Source organism: Microbacterium oxydans (genome assembly GCF_900095745.1).
GTDB lineage: Bacteria > Actinomycetota > Actinomycetes > Actinomycetales > Microbacteriaceae > Microbacterium > Microbacterium oxydans_B.
Genome location: NZ_FMIR01000008.1, coordinates 95,750 through 115,665, shown reverse-complemented (window position 1 = coordinate 115,665; position 19,916 = coordinate 95,750). Strand labels below are relative to the sequence as shown.

The window sequence follows — 19,916 nt, the reverse complement described above, 5'->3', positions numbered from 1 at the left end:
TCATGAGCGCGACGGCGACCGAGGAAGCACTCGGTACACAGATCGAAGCAGCTCTGCGGCGGCGCTTCTCCGCGAACACGGCAGCGGCAGAGAAGTACGGTCCCGAGTTCACAGAGCTCTGGACCGTGGCCGCCGAGCACGCACTCGGCGGCAAACTCATCCGACCGCGACTGCTCGTCGACCTGGCACAGGCTCTCTCACCGCACCCGCTCTCCGCAGACGCGAGTGCGTCCGCGATCGATGTCGCGGCCGAGGTCGAGCTGCTGCACTTCGCATTCCTCCTTCATGACGATGTCATCGACGGAGACCTCATCCGCCGGCGCGGACCGAACCTGATCGGCACTCTCGTCGCCGGTCGGCCCGAAGCCACCGCCGCGTCGGCACTGCACTGGGCGCGCTCGAGCGCGATCCTCCTCGGAGATCTGCTGCTGTCGTCGGCAGTGCTGGGATTCGCCAGGGTGGACGTCTCCGCGCAGGCCCGTGACCGCCTGCTCTCGCTGCTGGAACAGACCATCCTCGAGACGGTCGCCGGCGAGCACGCCGACGTCGCTCTCAGCGACGGGATCATCACGCCGGATCTTCGGACGATCCTCTCGACCAGCGCCTACAAGACGGCGACATACTCGTTCGTGCTTCCGCTGCGCGCCGCGGCCGTGCTGGCCGGGTCGTCGACCGCGACCGAACAGCACCTCATCACGATCGGCCGACACCTCGGCCTCGCGTATCAGCTGCAGGATGATCTGCTCTCCGTGTTCGGCGACCCCGATGAACACGGCAAGGACGCCTTCTCTGATCTGCGGGAAGGAAAGGAGACCGCGATCATCTCCTATGCCCGCATGACGAGCCACTGGGAGTGGATCGAACAGCACTTCGGCAGCCCCGATCTCAGTGGTGCGGACGGCTCACGCGCTCGCGATCGCCTGCGCGAATGCGGTGCCGAAGCATTCGTGCGCGGGCTCGTCCGCGAGCACCTCGAGGCCGCATCGACCGTCCTCAGTGAGGCAGAGTCCGAGGGCACGCTGCCGGCGGCTGCCGGTCGGACGATCCGTGCACTGGCCGCCCGCGTCGATGGTCGCGAGCGATGACCGCGACTCCGCACCATCACTCCGATGACGCCGCTCTCCGCCGATTCAGCCGCACGGCGGAGATCGCGACGAGCGACGTCATCCGCACCTATTCGACGTCTTTCGGACTCGCGACGCGTCTTCTCGGACGTCGGCACCGTCAGCATGTGCGCAACATCTACGCGATGGTGCGCATCGCCGACGAGATCGTCGACGGTGTCGCCGCCGAGGCCGGACTCGACAGCGCGGCACAATCTGCGGCTCTCGCCTCCTACGTGGAGGCGACGCACCGCTCGATGCGCAGCGGGTACAGCAGCGATCTGATCCTGCACGCGTTCGCGCGGACAGCGCGGGAGTGCGGCATCGGCGAAGACCTGACCACGCCGTTCTTCGAGTCGATGAGCGCCGACATCGGCGGTGCGGCGGGATTCGCCGCCTATGACGCCGACGCCCACGCGTCATACGTCTACGGGTCCGCCGAGGTCGTGGGACTGATGTGCCTTCAGGTCTTCCTGCGGGACTCGCGCCGCACGCCCGAGGAGCTCGAGATCCTCCGACGCGGGGCACGACAGCTCGGCGCAGCTTTCCAGAACGTCAACTTCCTGCGCGACCTCGCCGACGATACGGATCGTCTGCACCGCGGCTACCTGGGCGGAACCGCGCGTCTGACCGACGCCGACCGGGACGCCTGGGTCGACACGATCCTTCGACAGCTCGCCGACGCCCGCGACGCGATCCCCCTGCTCCCGAAGGATGCTCGCGCGGCCGTGCGCAGTGCGCTGGCACTGTTCGCCGCGCTCACCCGCCGCGTCGCGAAGACGCCGGCCGAGGTCCTGTACCGACGACGGGTGCGGGTGCCCGACCCGATCAAGGCCGTGCTCGCCGCTCGCGCGGTGGCCGTGACCGCGATGGAACGCGACCGATGAGCCGTGTGGTGGTGATCGGCGCGGGCGTCGCGGGCCTCGCGACCGCGGGACTGCTCGCACGCGACGGGCACGAGGTGGTCGTCCTCGAGAAGAACGACCGCGTCGGCGGACGTGCCGGAACGATCGCGCGTGACGGCTTCCGTTTCGACTCCGGACCGTCGTGGTATCTCATGCCGGAGGTCTTCGACCACTTCTTCGCGATGATGGGCACCACGACCGAGGAACAGCTCGACCTCACCCGGCTGGACCCCGGCTACCGGGTGTTCCGCGACCCGACGGCGGAGGATGCGACGGATGGCGCGGTGACGGTGCCCGCCGGTCGGCAAGCCGTCACCCGCCTCTTCGAGGCCCTGGAGCCGGGTTCTGCTCCTGCCCTGGACTCCTACCTGCAGTCGGCACGTCACGCCGGCGAGATGGCGCAGAAGTATTTCCTCTACAACCCGTTCACCCGGACGCGATCGCTCATGGCGCCGGAGGTCCTGCGAGCGCTACCCCGCTTGTTCACGCTGCTCGGTACCCGGCTGCAATCCTTCGCGGCGAGACGTTTCCGGCATCCCGTCGTGCGCCAGATCCTCGGCTATCCGGCTGTGTTCCTCGGCACGGACCCACGCAGCGCTCCCGCGATGTACCACCTGATGAGCGCACTCGACCTGGACCAGGGCGTCAGCTATCCGCAGGGTGGTTTCTGGCGGGTGATCGAACGGATCGAAGCCCTGGCCGTCGATGCGGGTGCCCGGATCGTGACGGGTGCCGACGTCACGGGCATCCGCACCGAGGACGGGGACGGCGGAACACGCGTGACCGGCGTCGACTGGGTCGACGAATCGGGTGCCTCGCATGTCGAGCGGGCCGATATCGTCGTCTCCGCGGCAGACCTGCACCACACCGAGACCACGCTGCTGCCACGATCGCTGCAGAGCTATCCGGAGTCCTGGTGGACTCGCCGCACCAGCGGCCCCGGTGGGGTGCTCGTGATGCTCGGAGTCGAGGGCACCCTGCCCGAGCTCCCTCACCATTCCCTGTTCTTCACCGACGACTGGGATGCGAACTTCGACGCGATCTTCGGTTCCACCCCTTCCGTCCCTTCTCCGGCCTCGACCTACGTCTGCCGACCGAGCGCGTCCGACCCCGATGTCGCGCCGCCCGGCCACGAGAACCTGTTCATCCTGGTTCCCGTACCGGCGGACGTCGAGCTCGGTCATGGCGGGTCCGACGGATCGGGGTCCGCGGAGATCGAGCGCGCAGCCGATGCGGCCATCGATCAGGTCGCGACTTGGGCAGGCATCCCCGACCTCCGCGAACGGATCGTCGTTCGCGAGACCACAGGGCCGGCGGACTTCCGCGACGACTACCGCTCGTGGCGGGGCGGGATGCTCGGGCCCGCGCACATCCTGTCGCAGAGTGCGATGTTCCGCGCACAGAATGCGTCGCGGCGCGTGCAGGGCCTCTTCTACGCCGGGGCCACGACCGCGCCCGGCGTCGGGGTGCCGATGTGCCTGATCAGCGCCGAGATCGTCCTGAAGCGTCTCCGCGGCGATCACTCCCCCGGGCCGCTCCCGGAACCGGATCCCTCCGCGATCGGGACGGCGGGCTCCTGATGGGCGCGCTGTACCTGACCGCGCTGTTGGTCTCGCTGGGCTGCATGCTGCTCCTGGACTGGCGGTTCCGGCTGTTCTTCTGGCGGGATACGCTCTCGGCCGCCGTCGTCACGCTGGTCGGCCTCGTCTTCTTCCTCCTGTGGGATGCGGCGGGCATCGTGAACGGCATCTTCCTCCGCGGCGACGCGGTGATCGCGACGGGACTGGTGCTCGCACCGGAGCTGCCCGTGGAGGAACCGGTGTTCCTGCTCTTCCTCGTCGTGTGCACGATGGTCATCTACACCGGCTCAGCCCGCCTGCTCGCCCGCAGGCGCGACAAGCTCCGCACGAAGGGCGACGGGGCATGAGTTACGTCCACGTCGCCGCCTGCTTCCTCCTCCTCGCTGCCGGCGGTGGCGTCCTCCTGGCCCTGGCCTCGCGTCGACGCGGCCCCGTGCCCGCGGCCGTCCTGCTGACGGTGCTCGTGCTGTTCGTCCTCACGGCCGTGTTCGACACCGTGATGATCGCGAGCGGGCTGTTCCACTACGCACAGGATCCGCTGCTCGGTCTGCACATCGGACTCGCCCCCGTCGAGGACTTCGCGTATCCGCTCGCGGGCGCGCTGCTCCTTCCCGCCGTGTGGACGGCACTGCGCGCACGGCGGCGCGCGCGCGCAGCGTCCGCCGAGGATGACGAGGCCCGCGGATGAACGCCGGAACCGCACCCGAGCGCACCTTCGGACGGGATCTCGCGCAGATCGTGCTCTCCTCACGGCCGATCAGCTGGATCAACACCGCGTTCCCCTTCGCGGCGGCCTATCTCCTCGCCACGCGAGAGCTCGATGCGACCTTCGTGATCGGCACCCTTTACTTCCTCGTCCCGTACAACCTCGCGATGTACGGGATCAACGACGTCTTCGACTACGCCTCCGATCTGGCGAACCCCCGCAAGGGCGGCATCGAGGGCGCACTTCTGGCGCCTCGCATCCATCGCGCGACGCTCTGGGCGGCGGCCGCCACGAATATCCCGTTCCTCATCTACCTCGTGGTCGTCGGGAACCCGGCGTCCTGGTTCTGGCTCGCCGTCAGCGTTTTCGCCGTGATCGCCTACTCGGCACCCGTGCTGCGGTTCAAGGAGCGACCGTTCCTCGACTCGATCACCTCGAGCACGCACTTCGTCAGTCCGGCGATCGTCGCTCTCGCTCTGGTCGGCGCACCGGTCACGGCCGGCACGATCATCACGCTCGCCGCCTTCTTCCTGTGGGGCATGGCAGCCCACGCCTTCGGTGCCGTACAGGACATCGGCCCTGATCGCGAGGGCGGGATCTCCTCGACCGCCACGGTCATCGGGGCGCGGGCGACGGTACGGCTCGCCCTCGGTCTTTGGGTGGTGGCCGGAGTGGCGATGCTGTTCACCCCCTGGCCCGGCCCGCTCGCCGCCGTCCTCGCCCTGCCGTACGTGGTCAACGCGGCCCCGTGGTGGAACGTCGACGACAGCACCTCCGCGTCGACGAATCGCGCCTGGCGCCGGTTCATCGCCCTCAACTACTTCGCCGGCTTCCTCGCGACGATGATCCTCATCCTCGCCTGGATCTCCTGACTCCTGCTCCTGAACGACCGTCTCCCCGAAAGGCATCTGATGTCCCGCCCCGACTCCTCACCGACTCCGCCCCTCAGGGAGCGCTCGCGACAGCACTCCTGGGCGCGCGTGTTCATCCCCGTGGCTCTGATCCTCGTGTGGCTGGTGGGCGCCTCGCTGGGCGGTCCCCTGTTCGGCAAGGTCGACGAGGTCTCCTCCAACGAGCAGACGACATACCTCCCGGAGTCCGCGCAGGCCACCGAGGTGCAGCAGCTGCTCGGCGAGTTCAACGACAGCGACTCGATCCCCGCGATCGCCGTGTTCACGTCCGAGGATGAGCTCACGCAGACCGAACTCGACGCTATCTCGGACGCGGTGGCCGGCGCATCGACCGTGGAGGGCGTCGGCGAGGACGTGTCTCCGGCACTTCCCTCCGATGACGGGCAGGCCGTACAGGCGTTCATCCCGATCGACAGCGACGCCGAGCTGGCCGATACGACGGCGGCGCTGGGCGACGAGCTGCGCGACGCCGTCCCCGATGGCATCACCGTATACATCACGGGTCCCGCCGGGTTCAGCGCTGACCTGGTCGCGGGCTTCGCCGGGATCGACGGGCTGCTCCTCGGGGTCGCGCTCCTGGCCGTGCTGGTCATCCTGGTCCTCGTCTACCGCTCGTTCCTCCTGCCGCTGGTCGTGCTCTCGACGAGCCTGTTCGCGCTCTGCGTGGCACTCCTCGTGGTGTGGTGGCTGGCCAAGTTCGAGGTGCTTCTACTCAGCGGCCAGACGCAGGGAATCCTCTTCATCCTCGTGATCGGCGCCGCAACCGACTACGCCCTGCTCCTCGTCGCACGCTTCCGCGAGGAGCTGCGGGTCGCGCAGGACAAGGGCGTCGCGCTCCTGGCAGCGTGGAAAGGCTCCGTCGAACCGATCGCGGCGTCGGGCGGCACCGTGATAGCCGGTCTTCTCTGCCTGCTGCTCAGCGACCTGAAGTCGAACAGCACACTAGGCCCCGTGGCGGCGATCGGCATCGTGTTCGCCATGCTCTCTGCCCTCACCCTGCTCCCCTCGCTGCTACTGCTCTTCGGTCGCGCCGTGTTCTGGCCACGACGCCCGCGGTTCGAACCGGATGTCGTCGCCGCAGAGCACGGCATGCGCACGACGGGACTGTGGGCGCGACTGGCGGGGCTCATCAAGCGGCGACCGCGGGTCATCTGGATCGTGACGACCCTCGTCCTCGTCGCCGGAGCGGCGGGTGTCACGCAACTCGATGCGAACGGCGTACCGCAGTCCGACCTGGTTCTCGGGGCGTCGGAGGCCCGCGACGGTCAGGTGGCGCTGGGCGAACACTTCCCCGGCGGGTCCGGCAGCCCGGTGTACGTGGTCGTCGACGAGGACCGGCTGCAGGATGCCGCGGATGTCCTCCTCGCGAACGACGGGATCGACGCCGTCTCCGTCACCGCCGCGGACTCCCCCAGCGGCACCGCCTCCGTGACCGAAGACGGCCTCACCGCTGTCGGCCCTCCAGGCACCCCTGCACCCGACCCCACGACGGTCGACGGGCAGGTGCTGCTGCAGGGCACGCTGACCGACGCGGCCGACTCGGAAGCCGCTGCCGCCACCGTGCGAGAGCTGCGCTCCGACCTGGGAGACACGAAGGCACTCGTGGGCGGCGTCACCGCGACCTCGATCGACACGAACGATGCGTCCATCCATGACCGCAACCTGATCATCCCCGTGATCCTCCTCGTGATCATGTTGATCCTGATGTTGCTGCTGCGGTCGGTCCTCGCACCGGTGCTGTTGATCCTCACGACGGTCCTGTCGTTCGGAACCGCGATGGGTGTCTCCGCGCTCGTGTTCAACGGGATCTTCGACTTCCCCGGTGCGGACCCCGCCGTTCCGCTCTTCGGGTTCGTGTTCCTGGTTGCGCTCGGCATCGACTACAACATCTTCCTGATGACGCGGGTCCGCGAGGAGTCGAAGCAGCACGGTACCCGAGAGGGGATCCTGCGGGGCCTGTCGATCACGGGCGGGGTGATCACGTCAGCGGGTCTCGTGCTCGCAGCGACCTTCGCCGCGCTGTCGGTGATCCCCATCCTGTTCCTGGTGCAATTGGCGTTCATCGTCGCATTCGGGGTGCTGCTGGACACGTTCGTCGTCCGTTCGCTGCTCGTCCCCGCGCTGACGTACGACATCGGCAAGGCGATCTGGTGGCCCTCCAAGCTGTGGCGCCGCGGCGAGGACTGATGCGCGTGGGGGCGTGCGGACGGTCGCCTAGACTGGACGCACGCCCTCGTAGCTCAGGGGATAGAGCAGCCCTCTCCTAAAGGGCAGGTCGCAGGTTCGAATCCTGTCGAGGGCACGACGTCGAAGAGGGGCCGCCCGGAGGGTGGCCCCTCTTCGACGTCACAGGCCCCCGTCAGCGGGCCCCGCCGGCCAGGAGGCTCCACGCGCCGCCCCCTGCTCCCACCGTTCCGCGCCTCACCATCTCGCGGCGCGTGGAGGGGCCGGTCGAGGGCACGAGGCCGTCACGCCGCCAGTGCCAGGTACGGTTCCCACCGCGGGTCACTGCGCTCGGTTCCGCGCACCGTCCAGGCGGTACCGTGCGGAGGCCGGGGAGTGAATCGCAGCTGCCAGCGCATCTCCTGCGGTGTGCGATCGCTCTTGACGTTGTTGCAGCGTAGACAGCAGGCCACCAGGTTCTCCCAGGAGTCCGCTCCCCCGCGCGAACGCGGCAGCACGTGGTCGATGGTCGAAGCCGCTTTCCCGCAGTAGCCGCAGCGGTGATTGTCGCGACGCAGCACACCGCGGCGAGTGACCGGCACGCGTCTGCTCGTCGGCACCCGGACGTACCGGGCGAGGATGATGACCGCCGGACGTTCATAGACGCCGTGGGTGCCCCAGACGGGGTCATCTTCGACGCGTTCGATCACGGTCGCCTTGTCGTTCATCACGAGCACCAGGGCTCGCTTGAACGATACGATCGCAAGCGGCTCGTATCCGGCATTCAGGACCAGTGTGCGCATTCGTCATCCTCTCGATCCGCCGGGACGGCTTCCCGGCACTCTCGAATCACACGAGGTCGCGCAGATGGCAGAGCGATCGTGGGGACGAAAAAAGGCGCCGTCTAAAGACAGCGCCTTTCGCGCACGGCAACGCCGTGGCTTCCCCGCGGGCTATGCAGAAGGACGTGACGACCGAGGGCATCCATGGTTCGGATGGTCGGTATTCGCTCCATCAGCCTCTCCCACCTGTACGACAACGGGATCAGGCTAACCCATCCGGCTGTATGCGGGGCGAAACGGCGGGTGAATGGAGCGAGGCGTGTCCGGAAATCAGCCGGCGTTGACCGAGAGCCACGACATGGGCTCGACGAGTCCGCCGTTGATCCAGGTCTCGAAGTGCAGGTGGTTCGCGGTCGAGCGCCCGGTGCTGCCGACGTAGCCGATCAGCTGCCCTGCCGCGACCGTCTGGCCGACCTGCACCTGGCGGGAGTTGTAGAGCATGTGACCGTAGGTGGTCTGCACGCGCTGACCACCGATGACGCTGTCGAGCATGACGCAGACGCCGTATCCGCCGATGCTCTCGGCGGAGGCGCGGACGACGCCGGCAGCGGCAGCATAGATCGGAGTGCCCGCGGGAGCGAGCATGTCGGCGCCGTTGTGGCCGCCGCCGATCGTACGGCTGACGTTCCAGGAGCCCATCGGGAGCGGGTAGCGGACTTCGCCCGAGCCCGGGGAGGTCAACGCGTAGCCGGCCGTGTTGTACGACGATGACGAGGACGCCGTCGATGCCTTTGCGGCAGCGGCCGCGCGAGCAGCGGCGGCCTCTTCTGCCTTCTTCTTCGCGATCTCCTCCGGAGTCGTCGCGCTGAAGGAGCCTCGGCTCAAGGGAGCAGCGGTGGCCTGCGAGGCCACCACCAGAGACTGCGCGTCGACCGCGGCGAGCTGCTGCAGGGTCGTCGGGGCGGCTTCGCTCGGCTTCGACTGCGCGAAGGCAGGAAGTGCGATGCCGGCGACGAGTGCGCCGACGGCCCCGAAGATGGCGATGGATCGGAGTGGCTTGACGGCCTTGCGAGCGGTCGCACGCGCACCTGCGCGTCGGGCGATCACTCGGTCTTCAGATGTCTTCTTCGCGGGCTGTTCGATGTCTGCGGCCAAAACGTGGTCCTCCTGGGGCCTAGCGCTTTCGGGTAGCGCTGGCTCGTCGGCACTCTGCTCTCGTGGCACGAACGTATCTCGGGTACTTGTGCGTTCCTGCCGTGAAGACGACGAGCCTGAAAGGCGTATCTTCGCGGTCCATCTCCAGCGGGCTTCTTCGCTGGCGACTCGACCGAGGTTACCGGAAGATAACGATCATGTCACCCCGGGAACCTGACAATCGTCGCAGAGGCCGCGCCAGGACCACTCCGCCTCTCGCTGCGAGGGACGGAATTCGTGCCGGATCAGGCGGGTTCGCCCACGAGGAAGATGTGCGAGGCCAGCTCCACGGGGAGTTCGAGACCGTCTTCCTTGCCGTCCATCTGGATGAGGACGTAGCCCTCGCTGAAGCGGAAGTCACCGTGTGCGCCGGGAACCACACCGGCATCGCGCAGCTGCTCCAGCAGCTCGGGGTCGACCTGCGCGGGCTCGGCGAGGCGACGAACAGTCCCCTCGACGGGCTCGCCCGCGGCGTTGAGGCGTTGGACGAGGCCGATGACGCCCTCGTCGAAGGTGCGGGCCGGCAGGTCGCCGAGCTGGTCGAGTCCGGGGATCGGGTTGCCGTAGGGCGATTCGGTCGGGTGTCCGAGCAGCTCCACGAGGCGACGCTCGACCTGCTCGCTCATCACGTGCTCCCACCGGCACGCCTCTTCGTGCACGTACGCCCAGTCGAGTCCGATGACATCCGACAGCAGACGCTCGGCGAGACGGTGCTTGCGCATCACGTCGACGGCCTTGCGGCGACCGGCGTCGGTGAGCTCGAGCGTGCGGTCCTCCGAGACGATGACGAGGCCATCGCGCTCCATGCGGCCCACGGTCTGCGAGACCGTCGGGCCGGAGTGACCGAGGCGCTCGGAGATGCGCGCGCGCAGCGGCACGATATTCTCCTCCTCGAGTTCGAGGATGGTGCGGAGATACATCTCCGTGGTGTCGATCAGATCGGTCATGTGCAGGCCCTCCGAGGTTCTTAGGCAAGCCTACATTCCCGGACCGACATCGGATCCGAAGCCGGTCCGGCGTCCCGCCGGGCGCCCTCTAGAATCGACCCATGGCGATCGAGATTCCCCGTGACCTCCTGCCCGCTGACGGCCGCTTCGGCTGCGGCCCCTCGAAGGTGCGCCCCGCGCAGCTCGAGGCGCTGGTCGCGTCGGGGGCGTCGATCCTCGGCACCTCGCACCGCCAGGCGCCCGTGAAGAACCTCGTCGGCAGCGTGCGCGAACAGCTCGCCGCTCTGTTCCGCATTCCCGAGGGCTACGAGATCCTCGTGGGCAACGGCGGCTCGACCGCCTTCTGGGACGCCGCGGCCTTCGGCCTCATCGAGCGTCGCAGCCAGAACCTCGTCTTCGGCGAGTTCGGCGGCAAGTTCGCCGCCGCGGCCGGTGCCCCCTGGCTCGAGGCGCCCGACGTGCGCAAGGCCGAGCCCGGGTCCCTGACCGTCGCCGAGACCGTGCCGGGTGTCGACGTCTACGCCTGGCCCCACAACGAGACCTCGACCGGCGTCGCCGCTCCCGTCCGGCGCATCGACGCCGACGGCGCGTTGACCGTCATCGACGCGACGAGCGCCGCCGGCGGCATCGACTTCGACGCCGCCCAGGCCGACGTCTACTACTTCGCGCCGCAGAAGAACCTCGGCTCGGACGGCGGCCTGTGGTTTGCGGCCGTCTCACCGGCTGCGATCGAGCGCATCGAGCGCATCGCCGCATCCGGTCGCTACATCCCCGAGTTCCTGAGCCTGAAGAACGCCGTGGACAACTCCCGGCTCAACCAGACGCTCAACACTCCGGCGCTTACCACGCTGCACCTGCTCGACAGCCAGCTGCGCTGGATCCTCGACAACGGGGGGCTCGCCTGGGCGGCGGCCCGGACATCCGAGTCGTCGTCGGTGCTGTACGACTGGGCCGAGGCGTCGTCGGTCGCCACACCCTTCGTGACGGACGCCGCACACCGCTCGCCGGTGGTCGCCACGATCGACTTCGACGACACCATCGACGCGGCGGCGATCGCGAAGACCCTCCGGGCGAACGGCATCGTCGACACGGAGCCGTACCGCAAGCTTGGCCGCAACCAGCTGCGCGTCGCGACCTTCGTGTCGATCGACCCGGATGACGTGCGTCAGCTCACTCGTTCGATCGACTTCGTGCTGGAGAACCTGGGCGCCTGAGCGCCCGGGTTCACTCCTCCTCGTCGACCTCGTCGGCGTCCGCATCCAGGGCGTCGTCGTCGTCGTCGTCCGAGGATTCGTCGAGCTCGTCGATGTCGACCCCGTCGAGGTCGCCCGCGTGCAGGATGTCCGCGGCACCGTCATCGTCATCGTCGTCGAGCTCGTCGTCGAGGACGTCGTCGTCGAGAGCATCGTCATCATCGAGATCGTCGGCATCGTCGGCGCTCTCGTCACCCGCGGCGGCCGCAGCCTCCGCGAGTTCCACCTGATGCGCACGGTACTCGGCCAGGCGTTCGGCCCAGGGCACCCAATCCGGTGCCAGCAGGGCACCGTCGCCGGGCAGAAGCTCGAGCTCGAGGACCGTGGGATCCTCGTCGTCGACCTGCGCGACGGTCACGGTCCAGTACCAGCCGGGGTAGCCGGCCAAGCGGTTCTCGAACCGCAGCGACACCGAGCCGTCTTCTTCGATGAGGTACCCGGCTGCGGGACCGACCGAGGACGCGGGAGTGATCTCGCCCAGGGCTGCGAGGGCGAGATCGTGGGCGCCGAGGAGACGCGCGTCGGCGTCAGGCTTCGAGGTCATCAGCGACCTTGCGCAGGACGGCAGCGATCTTGCGGCCGTGTCCGGAAGCGGGGTAGCGCCCGCGGCGCAGGTCTCCGCCGATGCCGTCGAGCAGCTTGACGAGGTCTTCGACGATGATCGCCATGTCATCGGCCGGCTTCCGCTTGGCCTTCGACAGGCTGGGCGGCGCTTCGAGCACACGCACCGACAGCGCCTGGAGACCGCGCTTGCCATCGGCGACGCCGAACTCCACGCGCGCACCCGCCTTCACAGCGGTGCCGGTAGGCATCGCTGAGGCGTGCAGGAAGACGTCTTGGCCGTCATCGCTGGCGATGAAGCCGAAACCCTTGTCTTCGTCGTAGAACCTGACCTTGCCGGTGGGCATGGGAGAACCTCGCTGAGATCGATATGCAGAACAGTGGGCGCGCTCGTGCGCGTCCACCCAGCCTACCGGTCGCGGGGCCCGCGGATCCGATGGGCGCAGTACGAGTAGGCTGGGACGGATGAGCACGCAGAATTCCGAGCCGGAGGTCACCATCCGTCGGGTGGATCGCTTCCTGGCCTTCGGCGCGCTCGGAATCGCCGCGGCCGCGGTGGCGTGCTTCTTCGCCATCATCATCGGCACCTGGATGGGCATGGATCAAGAGGCTTTCGGCCATGGTGCGTGGCCTCTCATCGCAGCGATCCCCTACTGGGGTCTGCCTCTCGCCTTCGTGATGATCATCACGCTCCTCACGATGAGCTTCATCCGGAAGGGCCGCGCGTCTTCGCGTTCGTGAGGCATCGGCCATGAGCACTCACGCGCGACCGCTGGCGGATTGGCTGTCGGAGGCGAGCGACGATGACCTCCGACGACTGTTCGCGGCGCGCCGGGTGCGACCGGACGTCGGCTGGCAGGATTTCTTCGACGCCGCCGAGGCCCTCCTCGACCCTGCCTCTCTGTCGAAGGTCCTCCCCTCGCTGACCGCCGCCGAGGCGAAGGCACTGATGGACGCGGCATCGGGCGTGGGCGCCGGGATCCAGCAAGAGAGCCTGACGGCGCTCGCCCTGCTTCGTGCGGACGGCACCCCGTATCCCCCCGTGGCCGCTGCGCTCGCGGGGCGCCCGGTTCCGGACGTCCCGACAGATCAGCCGATCGCCGGCCCCTCCTCCGAGACGGCATCGGCCCACGCCGCGGAGCGTGCGTTCACGACGGTCGCCGTGCTCGCAGACCTGCTTCTCGTCGCGAGGGAGAATCCGTTCTCGCTGCTCACCGGCGGCGGCGTGAACGCCGGCGAGAAGCGCCAGCTCGGCGAAGCCGGCGTCCCGGTGGAGATCGTCGACACGCTGGTGTCGATCGCGCTCGAATCCGGGCTCGCGGTCGCGGCGGACCGCCGACTGCGATCGAGTCGATCTGCGGAGGCCTGGCTGCGCTCCTCGGCGGTCGAGCGCTGGAGCGTGCTGGCCACGGCGTTCCGCGATGCCCTGCCGCGCGGTATCCGTTCTCCCGGCGGCGGGTGGATTCCGCCACAGTCATGGAGCGGCGCGCATCCGTGGGATCCGGCGTGGCCCGACCGCGCCCGCGTCCTTCACGAGGCGGCGCGACTGCTCGGGCTGATCGCTGAAGACGGCAGCGAACCGGAGTGGGCGGTCGGACTGCGCAGCGGAGGTGCCGCCGACCCGCGGACCCTCGTGCGGCTGCTGCCGGCCGAAGTGAACCGGATCTTCCTGCAGAACGACCTCACGGCGATTGCGCCCGGTCCGTTGGAGCCCGCACTCGACGTGCGCCTGCGCACGATCGCCGCCCGCGAGTCAGCGGCCCAGGCCTCGTCGTACCGGTTCACCGCAGAATCGGTGGCGCACGCGTTCGTCGCCGGCGAGACCGAGCAATCGATCCTCGACTTCCTCGGCTCCCTCTCCCTCACCGGCATCCCGCAGCCGCTCGGCTACCTGATCGCGCAGACCGCGCAACGGCATGGCCTGGTCCGCGTGTTCACGGACGAGGAGACCGGCCGCACGCGGATCGAGAGCACGGATTCGCACCTCATCCAGGCGATGGCCGTCGACCAGTCCCTGCGACCGCTCGCACTCGCCCTGCATGTCGGGTCGCTCACCACCCGCGTCGGCCGCGAGACGGTGTACTGGGCGCTCACCGACGCGAGGTATCCGGCGACGCTGGTCGGTGCCGATGGCGCTCTCCTCGTGCGCGAACGCCACCCCGCAGCCCCGGCGGCGCTGCCCGACCTGGACGCCCTGGACCTGACCCCGCTCATCACGCGCCTGCGTTCCCATCAGGGACCGGATGCCGACGCCGCCTGGCTCGACCGAGAGCTCGAGGCGGCGGTGCGCGCGAAGTCCGTCCTCCAAGTCACCGTCGGGATGCCGGACGGCTCGACACGAGAACTCCTCCTCGAGGCCACGGGAATGGGTGGTGGCCGTCTTCGCGGCCGCGACCGTGCAGCCGACGTCGAGCGCACGCTCCCGGTGAAGAGCATCCTCGCAGCGACGATCGTCGCGCCGTAGGCCGAGTGCCTCTCGCGACCGGTAAACTGGACAGCTATGTCTGATGGCCCCCTGATCGTCCAGAGCGATCGCACCGTGCTGCTCGAAGTCGCCCACGCCGACGCCGAGAGCGCCCGCCACGAACTCGCGATCTTCGCCGAGTTGGAACGAGCCCCCGAGCACATCCACACCTACCGGATCACCCGCCTCGGACTGTGGAACGCGCGCGCCGCCGGGCACACCGCGGAGGACATGCTGGAGACGCTCGATCGCTGGTCGCGCTTCCCTGTTCCGCCGTCGGTTTCCGTCGACCTGCGCGAGACCGTGAACCGCTACGGCCGACTGGTCATCGAGCGCGACGACGAGGGAACCCTCATCCTGCGCTCTTCCGACCCCGCCGTGCTGGCTCAGGTCGCGAACAACAAGCGCATTCAGCCCCTCCTGATCGGGCATCCGACTCCCGAGGTCTTCGTGGTGGATGCCTGGGCGCGCGGGCAGATCAAGCAGGAACTGCTCAAGATCGGCTGGCCGGCCGAGGATCTCGCCGGTTACACGCCAGGCACTCCGCACGAGATCGATCTCGCCGAGGACGGCTGGCACATCCGTCCGTACCAGCAGGATGCTGTCGACGCCTTCTCGAAGGACGGGTCAGGCGTCGTGGTGCTGCCCTGCGGCGCGGGCAAGACGATCGTCGGCGCCGGCGCGATGGCGGCCACCAAGACCACCACGCTGATCCTCGTCACCAACACCGTCTCCGCACGGCAGTGGCGCGACGAGCTGCTGAAGCGCACGAGCCTCACTCCCGAAGAGATCGGCGAATACTCGGGCCAGGCCAAAGAGGTCAAGCCCGTCACGATCGCGACCTACCAGATCCTCACCGCCAAGCGGAAGGGCGAGTACGCTCACCTCGCCCTGCTGGACGCGCTCGACTGGGGTCTCATCGTCTACGACGAGGTCCACCTGCTGCCGGCGCCGGTGTTCAAGCTCACGGCCGACCTCCAGGCCCGCCGCCGCATCGGACTCACCGCGACCCTCGTTCGCGAGGACGGCCGCGAGGGCGACGTGTTCAGCCTGATCGGACCCAAGCGCTTCGACGCACCGTGGAAGCAGATCGAGGCACAGGGCTTCATCTCCCCTGCCGCCTGCTACGAGGTGCGCGTCGACCTTCCGCCGAGCGACCGGCTCGAATACGCTGCGGCGACCGACGACGAACGGTACCGACTCGCCGCATCCGCTCCGGCCAAGGTCAAGGCGGTGCGAGAGCTGATCGCGAAGCATGAGGGCGAGCGCATCCTCGTGATCGGACAGTACCTCGACCAGCTCGAGTCCCTGTCGACGGCATTGGACGCTCCCCAGATCACGGGTGCGACCCCGATCGACGAGCGAGAGGAGCTCTACCGCGCCTTCCGCGAGGGCGAGATCTCGCTCCTCGTCGTGTCGAAGGTCGCGAACTTCTCCATCGACCTGCCGGAGGCCTCGGTCGCCATCCAGGTGTCCGGCTCGTTCGGATCCCGCCAGGAGGAGGCGCAGCGACTCGGTCGACTGCTGCGCCCCAAGCAGTCCGGACACACCGCGAGCTTCTACACGCTCGTCGCGCGCGACACCATCGACCAGGACTATGCGCAGAACCGCCAGCGCTTCCTGGCCGAGCAGGGATACAGCTACACGATCATGGATTCGGACGCGATCGCGGCCTGAGCCGCCCTCCGGAGGCTGTACCGCTCAGCCGTGCAGCATCGGGTCCAGGCGATGGGTTCCGCTTCCGACGCCGGCGCCCGTCGCCCTGCTCGCGGTACGGGCGATACCGAGCCTGCCCGCCCACCGGTCGGCGAGCAGCGCATAGACGACCATCGCGACCGTCGACGCGAGCAGATCGACGGGCGTTCCCGTGGTGGCGTTGGCATCGACGAGGCTGACGGTGCCGAGCAGGAAGATGAGCGCGTTGTTCACGATGTGCAGGGAGATCGCCGCTTCCAGACCGCCCGTGCGCCAGGTCAGCCACGCGGCGACGATCGCGAACATGCCCACGCTCGCGGCACCCCAGATGTCGTAGCCGTGCCCGAGCACGAACAGCGGGACCGGAAGCAGGATGGCGAAGGCCGGATGCCGCAACCACCCACCGACGAGCTGCATCAGATAGCCGCGGAACACGTACTCCTCCGCGGCGGCCTGCAACGGGATGAGTAGCAGCACGAGGAGCACCATGACCCACAGCGACGGGTGCGAGAAGTCGACGACGATCGACTCGCCCGTAGCGGCCGCCCCGCCGAGCACGACCGCGAAGTAGACGACGAACACCCCGAGTGCCAGTAGCAGGCTCCGGCCGAGCCACCCCATCCGCAGCCTCCCGGTGACAGAGGAAAGCAGGCCGACGCCGCGGCCCTCGACGATGCGCGACGCGAGCAGGAGCGCGGGGATCATCAGGATCAGCGGCAGCACCAGTGCGAGGAAGAGCCACGGGCGGTCGAGGTCGAAGTACTGCACCGTCGTGAGCAGAACCTGCATCTCGGCTCCCCACCCCGGTACGAGCAGCGAGGCGACGACGAGCGGCACGATCAGGAGGAACAGGATCGCCACGTAGAGCGCCACTCCGACGATTCCGGTCACGAGCATCCGCCACCAGCGATACCTCGGTCGCAGGCGTGCCAGCCGGTGGTACGGGATCTCCTCGCCGCGCGGCGGCGCGGCCTGAGCGATGGCGGATGCGGGGGCGGCGGAGGCGTCCTCGTTCGAGCTCATGCTCCCATCCTCTCAACGATGCGGAGGTGCGCGACTCCGCGCCGTTCCGGACAATAGTCAGCATCTGCATGGCCGAAGTCACCATAATGGGGACATGACTGCTCCGCGCATCCTGGTCGTCGACGACGAACCCAACATCCGTGACCTGCTCTCGACGGGTCTCAGCTTCGCCGGATTCCAGGTGAAGACGGTGGCCAACGGCGCCGCCACGATCTCGGCCGTCCTCGAAGAGGAGCCGGACCTGATCATCCTCGACGTCATGCTCCCCGACATGAACGGGTTCAGCGTCACCAAGCGTCTCCGCGGCGCCGGGTTCACCGCTCCGATCCTGTTCCTCACGGCGAAGGACGGCACCGAAGACAAGATCGAGGGCCTCAACGCCGGCGGCGACGACTACGTCACCAAGCCGTTCAGCCTCGACGAGATCGTCGCGAGGGCGCAGGCGATCCTGCGGCGCACGATGCAGGCCGACGAGGAGTCGATCATCCGCGCCGGTGAGCTGTCGATGGATCAGGACACGCACGATGTCCACGTGGGCAAGGAGCCGATCGAGCTCAGCCCGACCGAATTCAAGCTGCTGCGCTACCTGATGCTCAATCCGAATCGCGTGCTGTCGAAGGCGCAGATCCTCGACCATGTCTGGGAGTACGACTTCAACGGCGATGCCGGCATCGTCGAGAGTTACATCTCGTACCTGCGTCGCAAGATCGACCCGCACACCGAGGAGTCGCTCATCCAGACCAAGCGCGGGTTCGGATACATGCTCAAGGTCGGCAAGTCGGTCTGACGACCGGCCACCGACCATCGGCGCCGCCTTGCGGCGCTGTGAACGCCTGAGGAGGACCGCATGGCGCACAAGCCCGACGCGGTCACCGCCTGGTGGCGTCGCATCAGCCTGCGCGCGAAGGTCACCGGCGTCACGGTGGCGGTGCTCGCTCTCGGTCTTCTCGTCGCGGGACTCGGAACCGTTCCGATCCTGCGCAACGCGCTCGTCGCCAACATCGATGCACAACTGCCCGCACTGGTCACCAGCGATCTGGTCGAGCGGTACTTCGACGCCACGACGGTCGACGGCGTCACGAGCTACGCCCCGCGTGAGGAGCAGCCGCGGGACTTCTCCTTCGCGATCTACGACGCGACAGGGGTTCTCCGTGCCACTGCGCGAGGCACATCGGGCCAGGCCCCGCTCTTCCCCTCCGAATACTCACTCGCCAAGGCGACCGCCGATACCGATCAGATTCCGATCGAGATCCCCGGCGCCGACGGCAGCGTCTTCCACGGGGCAGTCGCGGTGGTGGGGTCGGAGGGCGGTGCCCTGCGCATCCAACTGGTCGCGTTGCCGCTTGCACCCGCCGACCGCATCATCAGCCAGTACTTCGGCATCTACATCACGATCGCGCTGATCACGATCCTCATCGCGGCGCTCCTCACCAGGGGGCTCGTCACGCTCACGTTCCGCCGGCTCGGGCAGGTGGAGGCGACGGCCATGTCCATCGCGGCAGGCGACTTCCGGCAGCGGTTGACCGACCTCGAACCGACCACCGAGGTCGGGCGTCTGAACACGGCGATCAACACGATGCTGGATCGCGTGGACGGCTCACTCGCGCAGCGCGACCGCAGCGTCCAGCACATGCGGCGATTCATCGGGGACGCGAGCCATGAGCTGCGCACGCCGTTGGTGAGCGTGCGCGGCTATGCCGAGCTCTATCGCATGGGGGCGATCAAGGGCGAGGAAGACACCGCCAGGGCCATGGAGCGCATCGAGAAAGAGGCCATCCGCATGGGCGTCCTGGTCGAAGACCTCCTCGCGCTCGCACGTCTGGACGAGGAGCGTGAGCCCGAGATCGTCGCGCTCGACCTGCGCCCGATCGCCCGGGACGCCGCACTCGATCTGCGCGCCGCAGCACCGGGCCGGACCGTGACGGTGATCGATCGCACGGTCGAGGCGATGTCGCCCATCCGCCTGCAGGACTCGGCTGCTCCGCAACCGGATCAGCCGACCGCGCCGCCCGCACGAGGACTCTCCCGCACCGCGCTTTCACGCCTGCGTCGTCGTCCGCGGCAGCCGGATCCGGCACCCGCGATCGACTTCACCGAGATCCCCGACATCCCCGTGCGAACCCCGCCGATCGTTCTCGGCGAAGAGAACAAGGTGCGCCAGGTCGTGACGAACCTGCTGGGCAACGCCCGTCGCTTCTCCCCCGAGGACGGCCCGATCGAGATCGTCGTCGATTCGGACCGGGTACACGGCACCGGCAGCATCTCGATCGTGGACCACGGCGAGGGCATCCCCCCGCAGATCAGGGAGCAGATCTTCGAGCGCTTCTGGCGCGCCGACACCTCCCGCGCACGGGAGACCGGCGGTTCCGGCCTCGGGCTCGCGATCGTCGCGTCGATCATGAAGGCGCTGCACGGCGGCGTCGACGTCTCGGAGACTCCGGGCGGTGGAGCGACGTTCACGGTCACGCTTCCCCTCGCGCCCGCCCGCGCGACGCCCGAGCACCTTCTCGAGGACACCCAGCCCCTGGAACGGCTCGATCTGCCCTGACGGCTCTGCACGACCCGCCGTGGGGCGCGGTTCTGCACACCCGCCGTGTGCAGGTCGCTACGGGACGGAGGATGCGGGGGT

General features: G+C 68.4%; 19 protein-coding genes and 1 tRNA gene. 14 read left to right on the top strand and 6 right to left on the bottom strand.

Annotated elements, in window-relative coordinates; genetic code table 11:
* Window positions 1-2: 2 nt before the first annotated feature.
* The 8 genes from BQ2383_RS02820 (at window position 3) to BQ2383_RS02785 (ending at window position 7,507) form a co-directional block, all read left to right on the top strand.
* Window positions 3-1,085, top strand: a complete 1,083-nt coding sequence (locus BQ2383_RS02820) for a polyprenyl synthetase family protein (RefSeq protein ID WP_091029147.1) — start codon at window positions 3-5, stop codon at window positions 1,083-1,085.
* Window positions 1,082-1,990 (top strand): phytoene/squalene synthase family protein, encoded by a 909-nt coding sequence (locus tag BQ2383_RS02815; RefSeq protein ID WP_091029144.1) that lies wholly within the window; start codon window positions 1,082-1,084, stop codon window positions 1,988-1,990. The genes BQ2383_RS02820 and BQ2383_RS02815 overlap by 4 nt, the downstream gene beginning before the upstream one ends.
* A complete protein-coding gene (crtI, locus tag BQ2383_RS02810) occupies window positions 1,987-3,588 on the top strand; it encodes a phytoene desaturase family protein (RefSeq protein ID WP_091029141.1) in 1,602 nt (533 codons plus the stop codon). Before BQ2383_RS02815 ends, crtI begins: the two co-directional genes overlap by 4 nt.
* A complete protein-coding gene (locus BQ2383_RS02805) occupies window positions 3,588-3,935 on the top strand; it encodes a lycopene cyclase domain-containing protein (RefSeq protein WP_091029138.1) in 348 nt (115 codons plus the stop codon). Before crtI ends, BQ2383_RS02805 begins: the two co-directional genes overlap by 1 nt.
* On the top strand, window positions 3,932-4,276 hold the full coding sequence (locus tag BQ2383_RS02800; protein ID WP_091029136.1) for a lycopene cyclase domain-containing protein: 345 nt from the start codon (window positions 3,932-3,934) through the stop codon (window positions 4,274-4,276). Before BQ2383_RS02805 ends, BQ2383_RS02800 begins: the two co-directional genes overlap by 4 nt.
* Window positions 4,273-5,166 carry a prenyltransferase gene (locus tag BQ2383_RS02795; protein WP_091029132.1) on the top strand — a complete coding sequence of 298 codons (894 nt, stop codon included), beginning with the start codon at window positions 4,273-4,275 and terminating at the stop codon, window positions 5,164-5,166. Before BQ2383_RS02800 ends, BQ2383_RS02795 begins: the two co-directional genes overlap by 4 nt.
* A 39-nt stretch (window positions 5,167-5,205) precedes the next feature.
* On the top strand, window positions 5,206-7,392 hold the full coding sequence (locus tag BQ2383_RS02790; RefSeq protein ID WP_091029129.1) for an MMPL family transporter: 2,187 nt from the start codon (window positions 5,206-5,208) through the stop codon (window positions 7,390-7,392).
* Between the two features lie 42 nt (window positions 7,393-7,434).
* Window positions 7,435-7,507: transfer RNA gene (locus BQ2383_RS02785), tRNA-Arg, on the top strand.
* 166 nt (window positions 7,508-7,673) lie between these two features.
* Here the strand turns inward: BQ2383_RS02785 and BQ2383_RS02780 are convergent.
* The 3 genes from BQ2383_RS02780 to BQ2383_RS02770 all read right to left on the bottom strand — a co-directional run bounded on the left by BQ2383_RS02780 (window position 7,674) and on the right by BQ2383_RS02770 (window position 10,291).
* Window positions 7,674-8,171 carry an HNH endonuclease gene (locus BQ2383_RS02780; protein ID WP_029262732.1) on the bottom strand — a complete coding sequence of 166 codons (498 nt, stop codon included), beginning with the start codon at window positions 8,169-8,171 and terminating at the stop codon, window positions 7,674-7,676.
* Window positions 8,172-8,480: 309 nt separating this feature from the next.
* Window positions 8,481-9,305 (bottom strand): M23 family metallopeptidase, encoded by an 825-nt coding sequence (locus BQ2383_RS02775; RefSeq protein WP_091029127.1) that lies wholly within the window; start codon window positions 9,303-9,305, stop codon window positions 8,481-8,483.
* A 284-nt stretch (window positions 9,306-9,589) separates the two neighbouring features.
* On the bottom strand, window positions 9,590-10,291 hold the full coding sequence (locus BQ2383_RS02770) for a metal-dependent transcriptional regulator (protein WP_029262734.1): 702 nt from the start codon (window positions 10,289-10,291) through the stop codon (window positions 9,590-9,592).
* Between the two features lie 101 nt (window positions 10,292-10,392).
* Here BQ2383_RS02770 and serC point away from each other — a divergent pair, with 101 nt between their 5' ends.
* Window positions 10,393-11,505 carry a phosphoserine transaminase gene (gene serC, locus BQ2383_RS02765; RefSeq protein WP_091029124.1) on the top strand — a complete coding sequence of 371 codons (1,113 nt, stop codon included), beginning with the start codon at window positions 10,393-10,395 and terminating at the stop codon, window positions 11,503-11,505.
* 10 nt (window positions 11,506-11,515) lie between these two features.
* Here serC and BQ2383_RS02760 read toward each other — a convergent pair whose 3' ends face one another.
* Window positions 11,516-12,088 (bottom strand): DUF3027 domain-containing protein, encoded by a 573-nt coding sequence (locus tag BQ2383_RS02760; protein ID WP_091029121.1) that lies wholly within the window; start codon window positions 12,086-12,088, stop codon window positions 11,516-11,518.
* Window positions 12,072-12,452: a cold-shock protein gene (locus BQ2383_RS02755; protein WP_029262737.1), complete on the bottom strand. Its 381-nt coding sequence runs from the start codon at window positions 12,450-12,452 to the stop codon at window positions 12,072-12,074. The genes BQ2383_RS02760 and BQ2383_RS02755 overlap by 17 nt, the downstream gene beginning before the upstream one ends.
* A 118-nt stretch (window positions 12,453-12,570) precedes the next feature.
* On the opposite strand from BQ2383_RS02755, the gene BQ2383_RS02750 reads away from it, so the two are divergent.
* The 3 genes from BQ2383_RS02750 to BQ2383_RS02740 are packed head-to-tail and all read left to right on the top strand — an operon-like array spanning window position 12,571 to window position 16,246.
* The gene (locus BQ2383_RS02750) at window positions 12,571-12,846 is read left to right on the top strand and encodes a multidrug ABC transporter ATPase (protein ID WP_091029117.1); all 276 of its coding nucleotides are present in this window, start codon (window positions 12,571-12,573) and stop codon (window positions 12,844-12,846) included.
* A gap of 10 nt (window positions 12,847-12,856) precedes the next feature.
* Entirely contained in the window at window positions 12,857-14,569 is a 1,713-nt protein-coding gene (locus BQ2383_RS02745) for a helicase-associated domain-containing protein (RefSeq protein ID WP_091029113.1), read from the top strand.
* Between the two features lie 36 nt (window positions 14,570-14,605).
* Window positions 14,606-16,246, top strand: coding sequence for a DNA repair helicase XPB (locus BQ2383_RS02740; RefSeq protein ID WP_091029109.1), 1,641 nt, complete (start codon window positions 14,606-14,608; stop codon window positions 16,244-16,246).
* A 24-nt stretch (window positions 16,247-16,270) separates the two neighbouring features.
* Here BQ2383_RS02740 and BQ2383_RS02735 read toward each other — a convergent pair whose 3' ends face one another.
* Complete coding sequence (locus tag BQ2383_RS02735; protein WP_091029104.1) at window positions 16,271-17,287, bottom strand: CPBP family intramembrane glutamic endopeptidase; 1,017 nt, start codon at window positions 17,285-17,287, stop codon at window positions 16,271-16,273.
* Window positions 17,288-17,381: 94 nt separating this feature from the next.
* On the opposite strand from BQ2383_RS02735, the gene BQ2383_RS02730 reads away from it, so the two are divergent.
* Both BQ2383_RS02730 and BQ2383_RS02725 read left to right on the top strand, forming a co-directional pair.
* Window positions 17,382-18,074: a response regulator transcription factor gene (locus BQ2383_RS02730; protein WP_029262742.1), complete on the top strand. Its 693-nt coding sequence runs from the start codon at window positions 17,382-17,384 to the stop codon at window positions 18,072-18,074.
* Between the two features lie 60 nt (window positions 18,075-18,134).
* Window positions 18,135-19,835, top strand: coding sequence for a sensor histidine kinase (locus tag BQ2383_RS02725; protein ID WP_091029101.1), 1,701 nt, complete (start codon window positions 18,135-18,137; stop codon window positions 19,833-19,835).
* Window positions 19,836-19,916: the final 81 nt, after the last annotated feature.

Excerpts from the sequence above, each read along its gene's own strand:
- BQ2383_RS02735 (WP_091029104.1), bottom strand. The coding sequence starts at position 17,287 with ATGAGCTCGAACGAGGACGCCTCCGCCGCCCCCGCATCCGCCATCGCT.
- BQ2383_RS02730 (WP_029262742.1), top strand. The coding sequence starts at position 17,382 with ATGACTGCTCCGCGCATCCTGGTCGTCGACGACGAACCCAACATCCGT.
- BQ2383_RS02725 (WP_091029101.1), top strand. The coding sequence starts at position 18,135 with ATGGCGCACAAGCCCGACGCGGTCACCGCCTGGTGGCGTCGCATCAGC.
- BQ2383_RS02745 (WP_091029113.1), top strand. The coding sequence starts at position 12,857 with ATGAGCACTCACGCGCGACCGCTGGCGGATTGGCTGTCGGAGGCGAGC.
- BQ2383_RS02805 (WP_091029138.1), top strand. The coding sequence starts at position 3,588 with ATGGGCGCGCTGTACCTGACCGCGCTGTTGGTCTCGCTGGGCTGCATG.
- BQ2383_RS02795 (WP_091029132.1), top strand. The coding sequence starts at position 4,273 with ATGAACGCCGGAACCGCACCCGAGCGCACCTTCGGACGGGATCTCGCG.
- BQ2383_RS02780 (WP_029262732.1), bottom strand. The coding sequence starts at position 8,171 with ATGCGCACACTGGTCCTGAATGCCGGATACGAGCCGCTTGCGATCGTA.
- BQ2383_RS02770 (WP_029262734.1), bottom strand. The coding sequence starts at position 10,291 with ATGACCGATCTGATCGACACCACGGAGATGTATCTCCGCACCATCCTC.
- BQ2383_RS02800 (WP_091029136.1), top strand. The coding sequence starts at position 3,932 with ATGAGTTACGTCCACGTCGCCGCCTGCTTCCTCCTCCTCGCTGCCGGC.
- serC (WP_091029124.1), top strand. The coding sequence starts at position 10,393 with ATGGCGATCGAGATTCCCCGTGACCTCCTGCCCGCTGACGGCCGCTTC.
- BQ2383_RS02790 (WP_091029129.1), top strand. The coding sequence starts at position 5,206 with ATGTCCCGCCCCGACTCCTCACCGACTCCGCCCCTCAGGGAGCGCTCG.
- BQ2383_RS02740 (WP_091029109.1), top strand. The coding sequence starts at position 14,606 with ATGTCTGATGGCCCCCTGATCGTCCAGAGCGATCGCACCGTGCTGCTC.
- BQ2383_RS02755 (WP_029262737.1), bottom strand. The coding sequence starts at position 12,452 with ATGCCCACCGGCAAGGTCAGGTTCTACGACGAAGACAAGGGTTTCGGC.
- BQ2383_RS02760 (WP_091029121.1), bottom strand. The coding sequence starts at position 12,088 with ATGACCTCGAAGCCTGACGCCGACGCGCGTCTCCTCGGCGCCCACGAT.
- BQ2383_RS02750 (WP_091029117.1), top strand. The coding sequence starts at position 12,571 with ATGAGCACGCAGAATTCCGAGCCGGAGGTCACCATCCGTCGGGTGGAT.
- BQ2383_RS02815 (WP_091029144.1), top strand. The coding sequence starts at position 1,082 with ATGACCGCGACTCCGCACCATCACTCCGATGACGCCGCTCTCCGCCGA.
- BQ2383_RS02820 (WP_091029147.1), top strand. The coding sequence starts at position 3 with ATGAGCGCGACGGCGACCGAGGAAGCACTCGGTACACAGATCGAAGCA.
- crtI (WP_091029141.1), top strand. The coding sequence starts at position 1,987 with ATGAGCCGTGTGGTGGTGATCGGCGCGGGCGTCGCGGGCCTCGCGACC.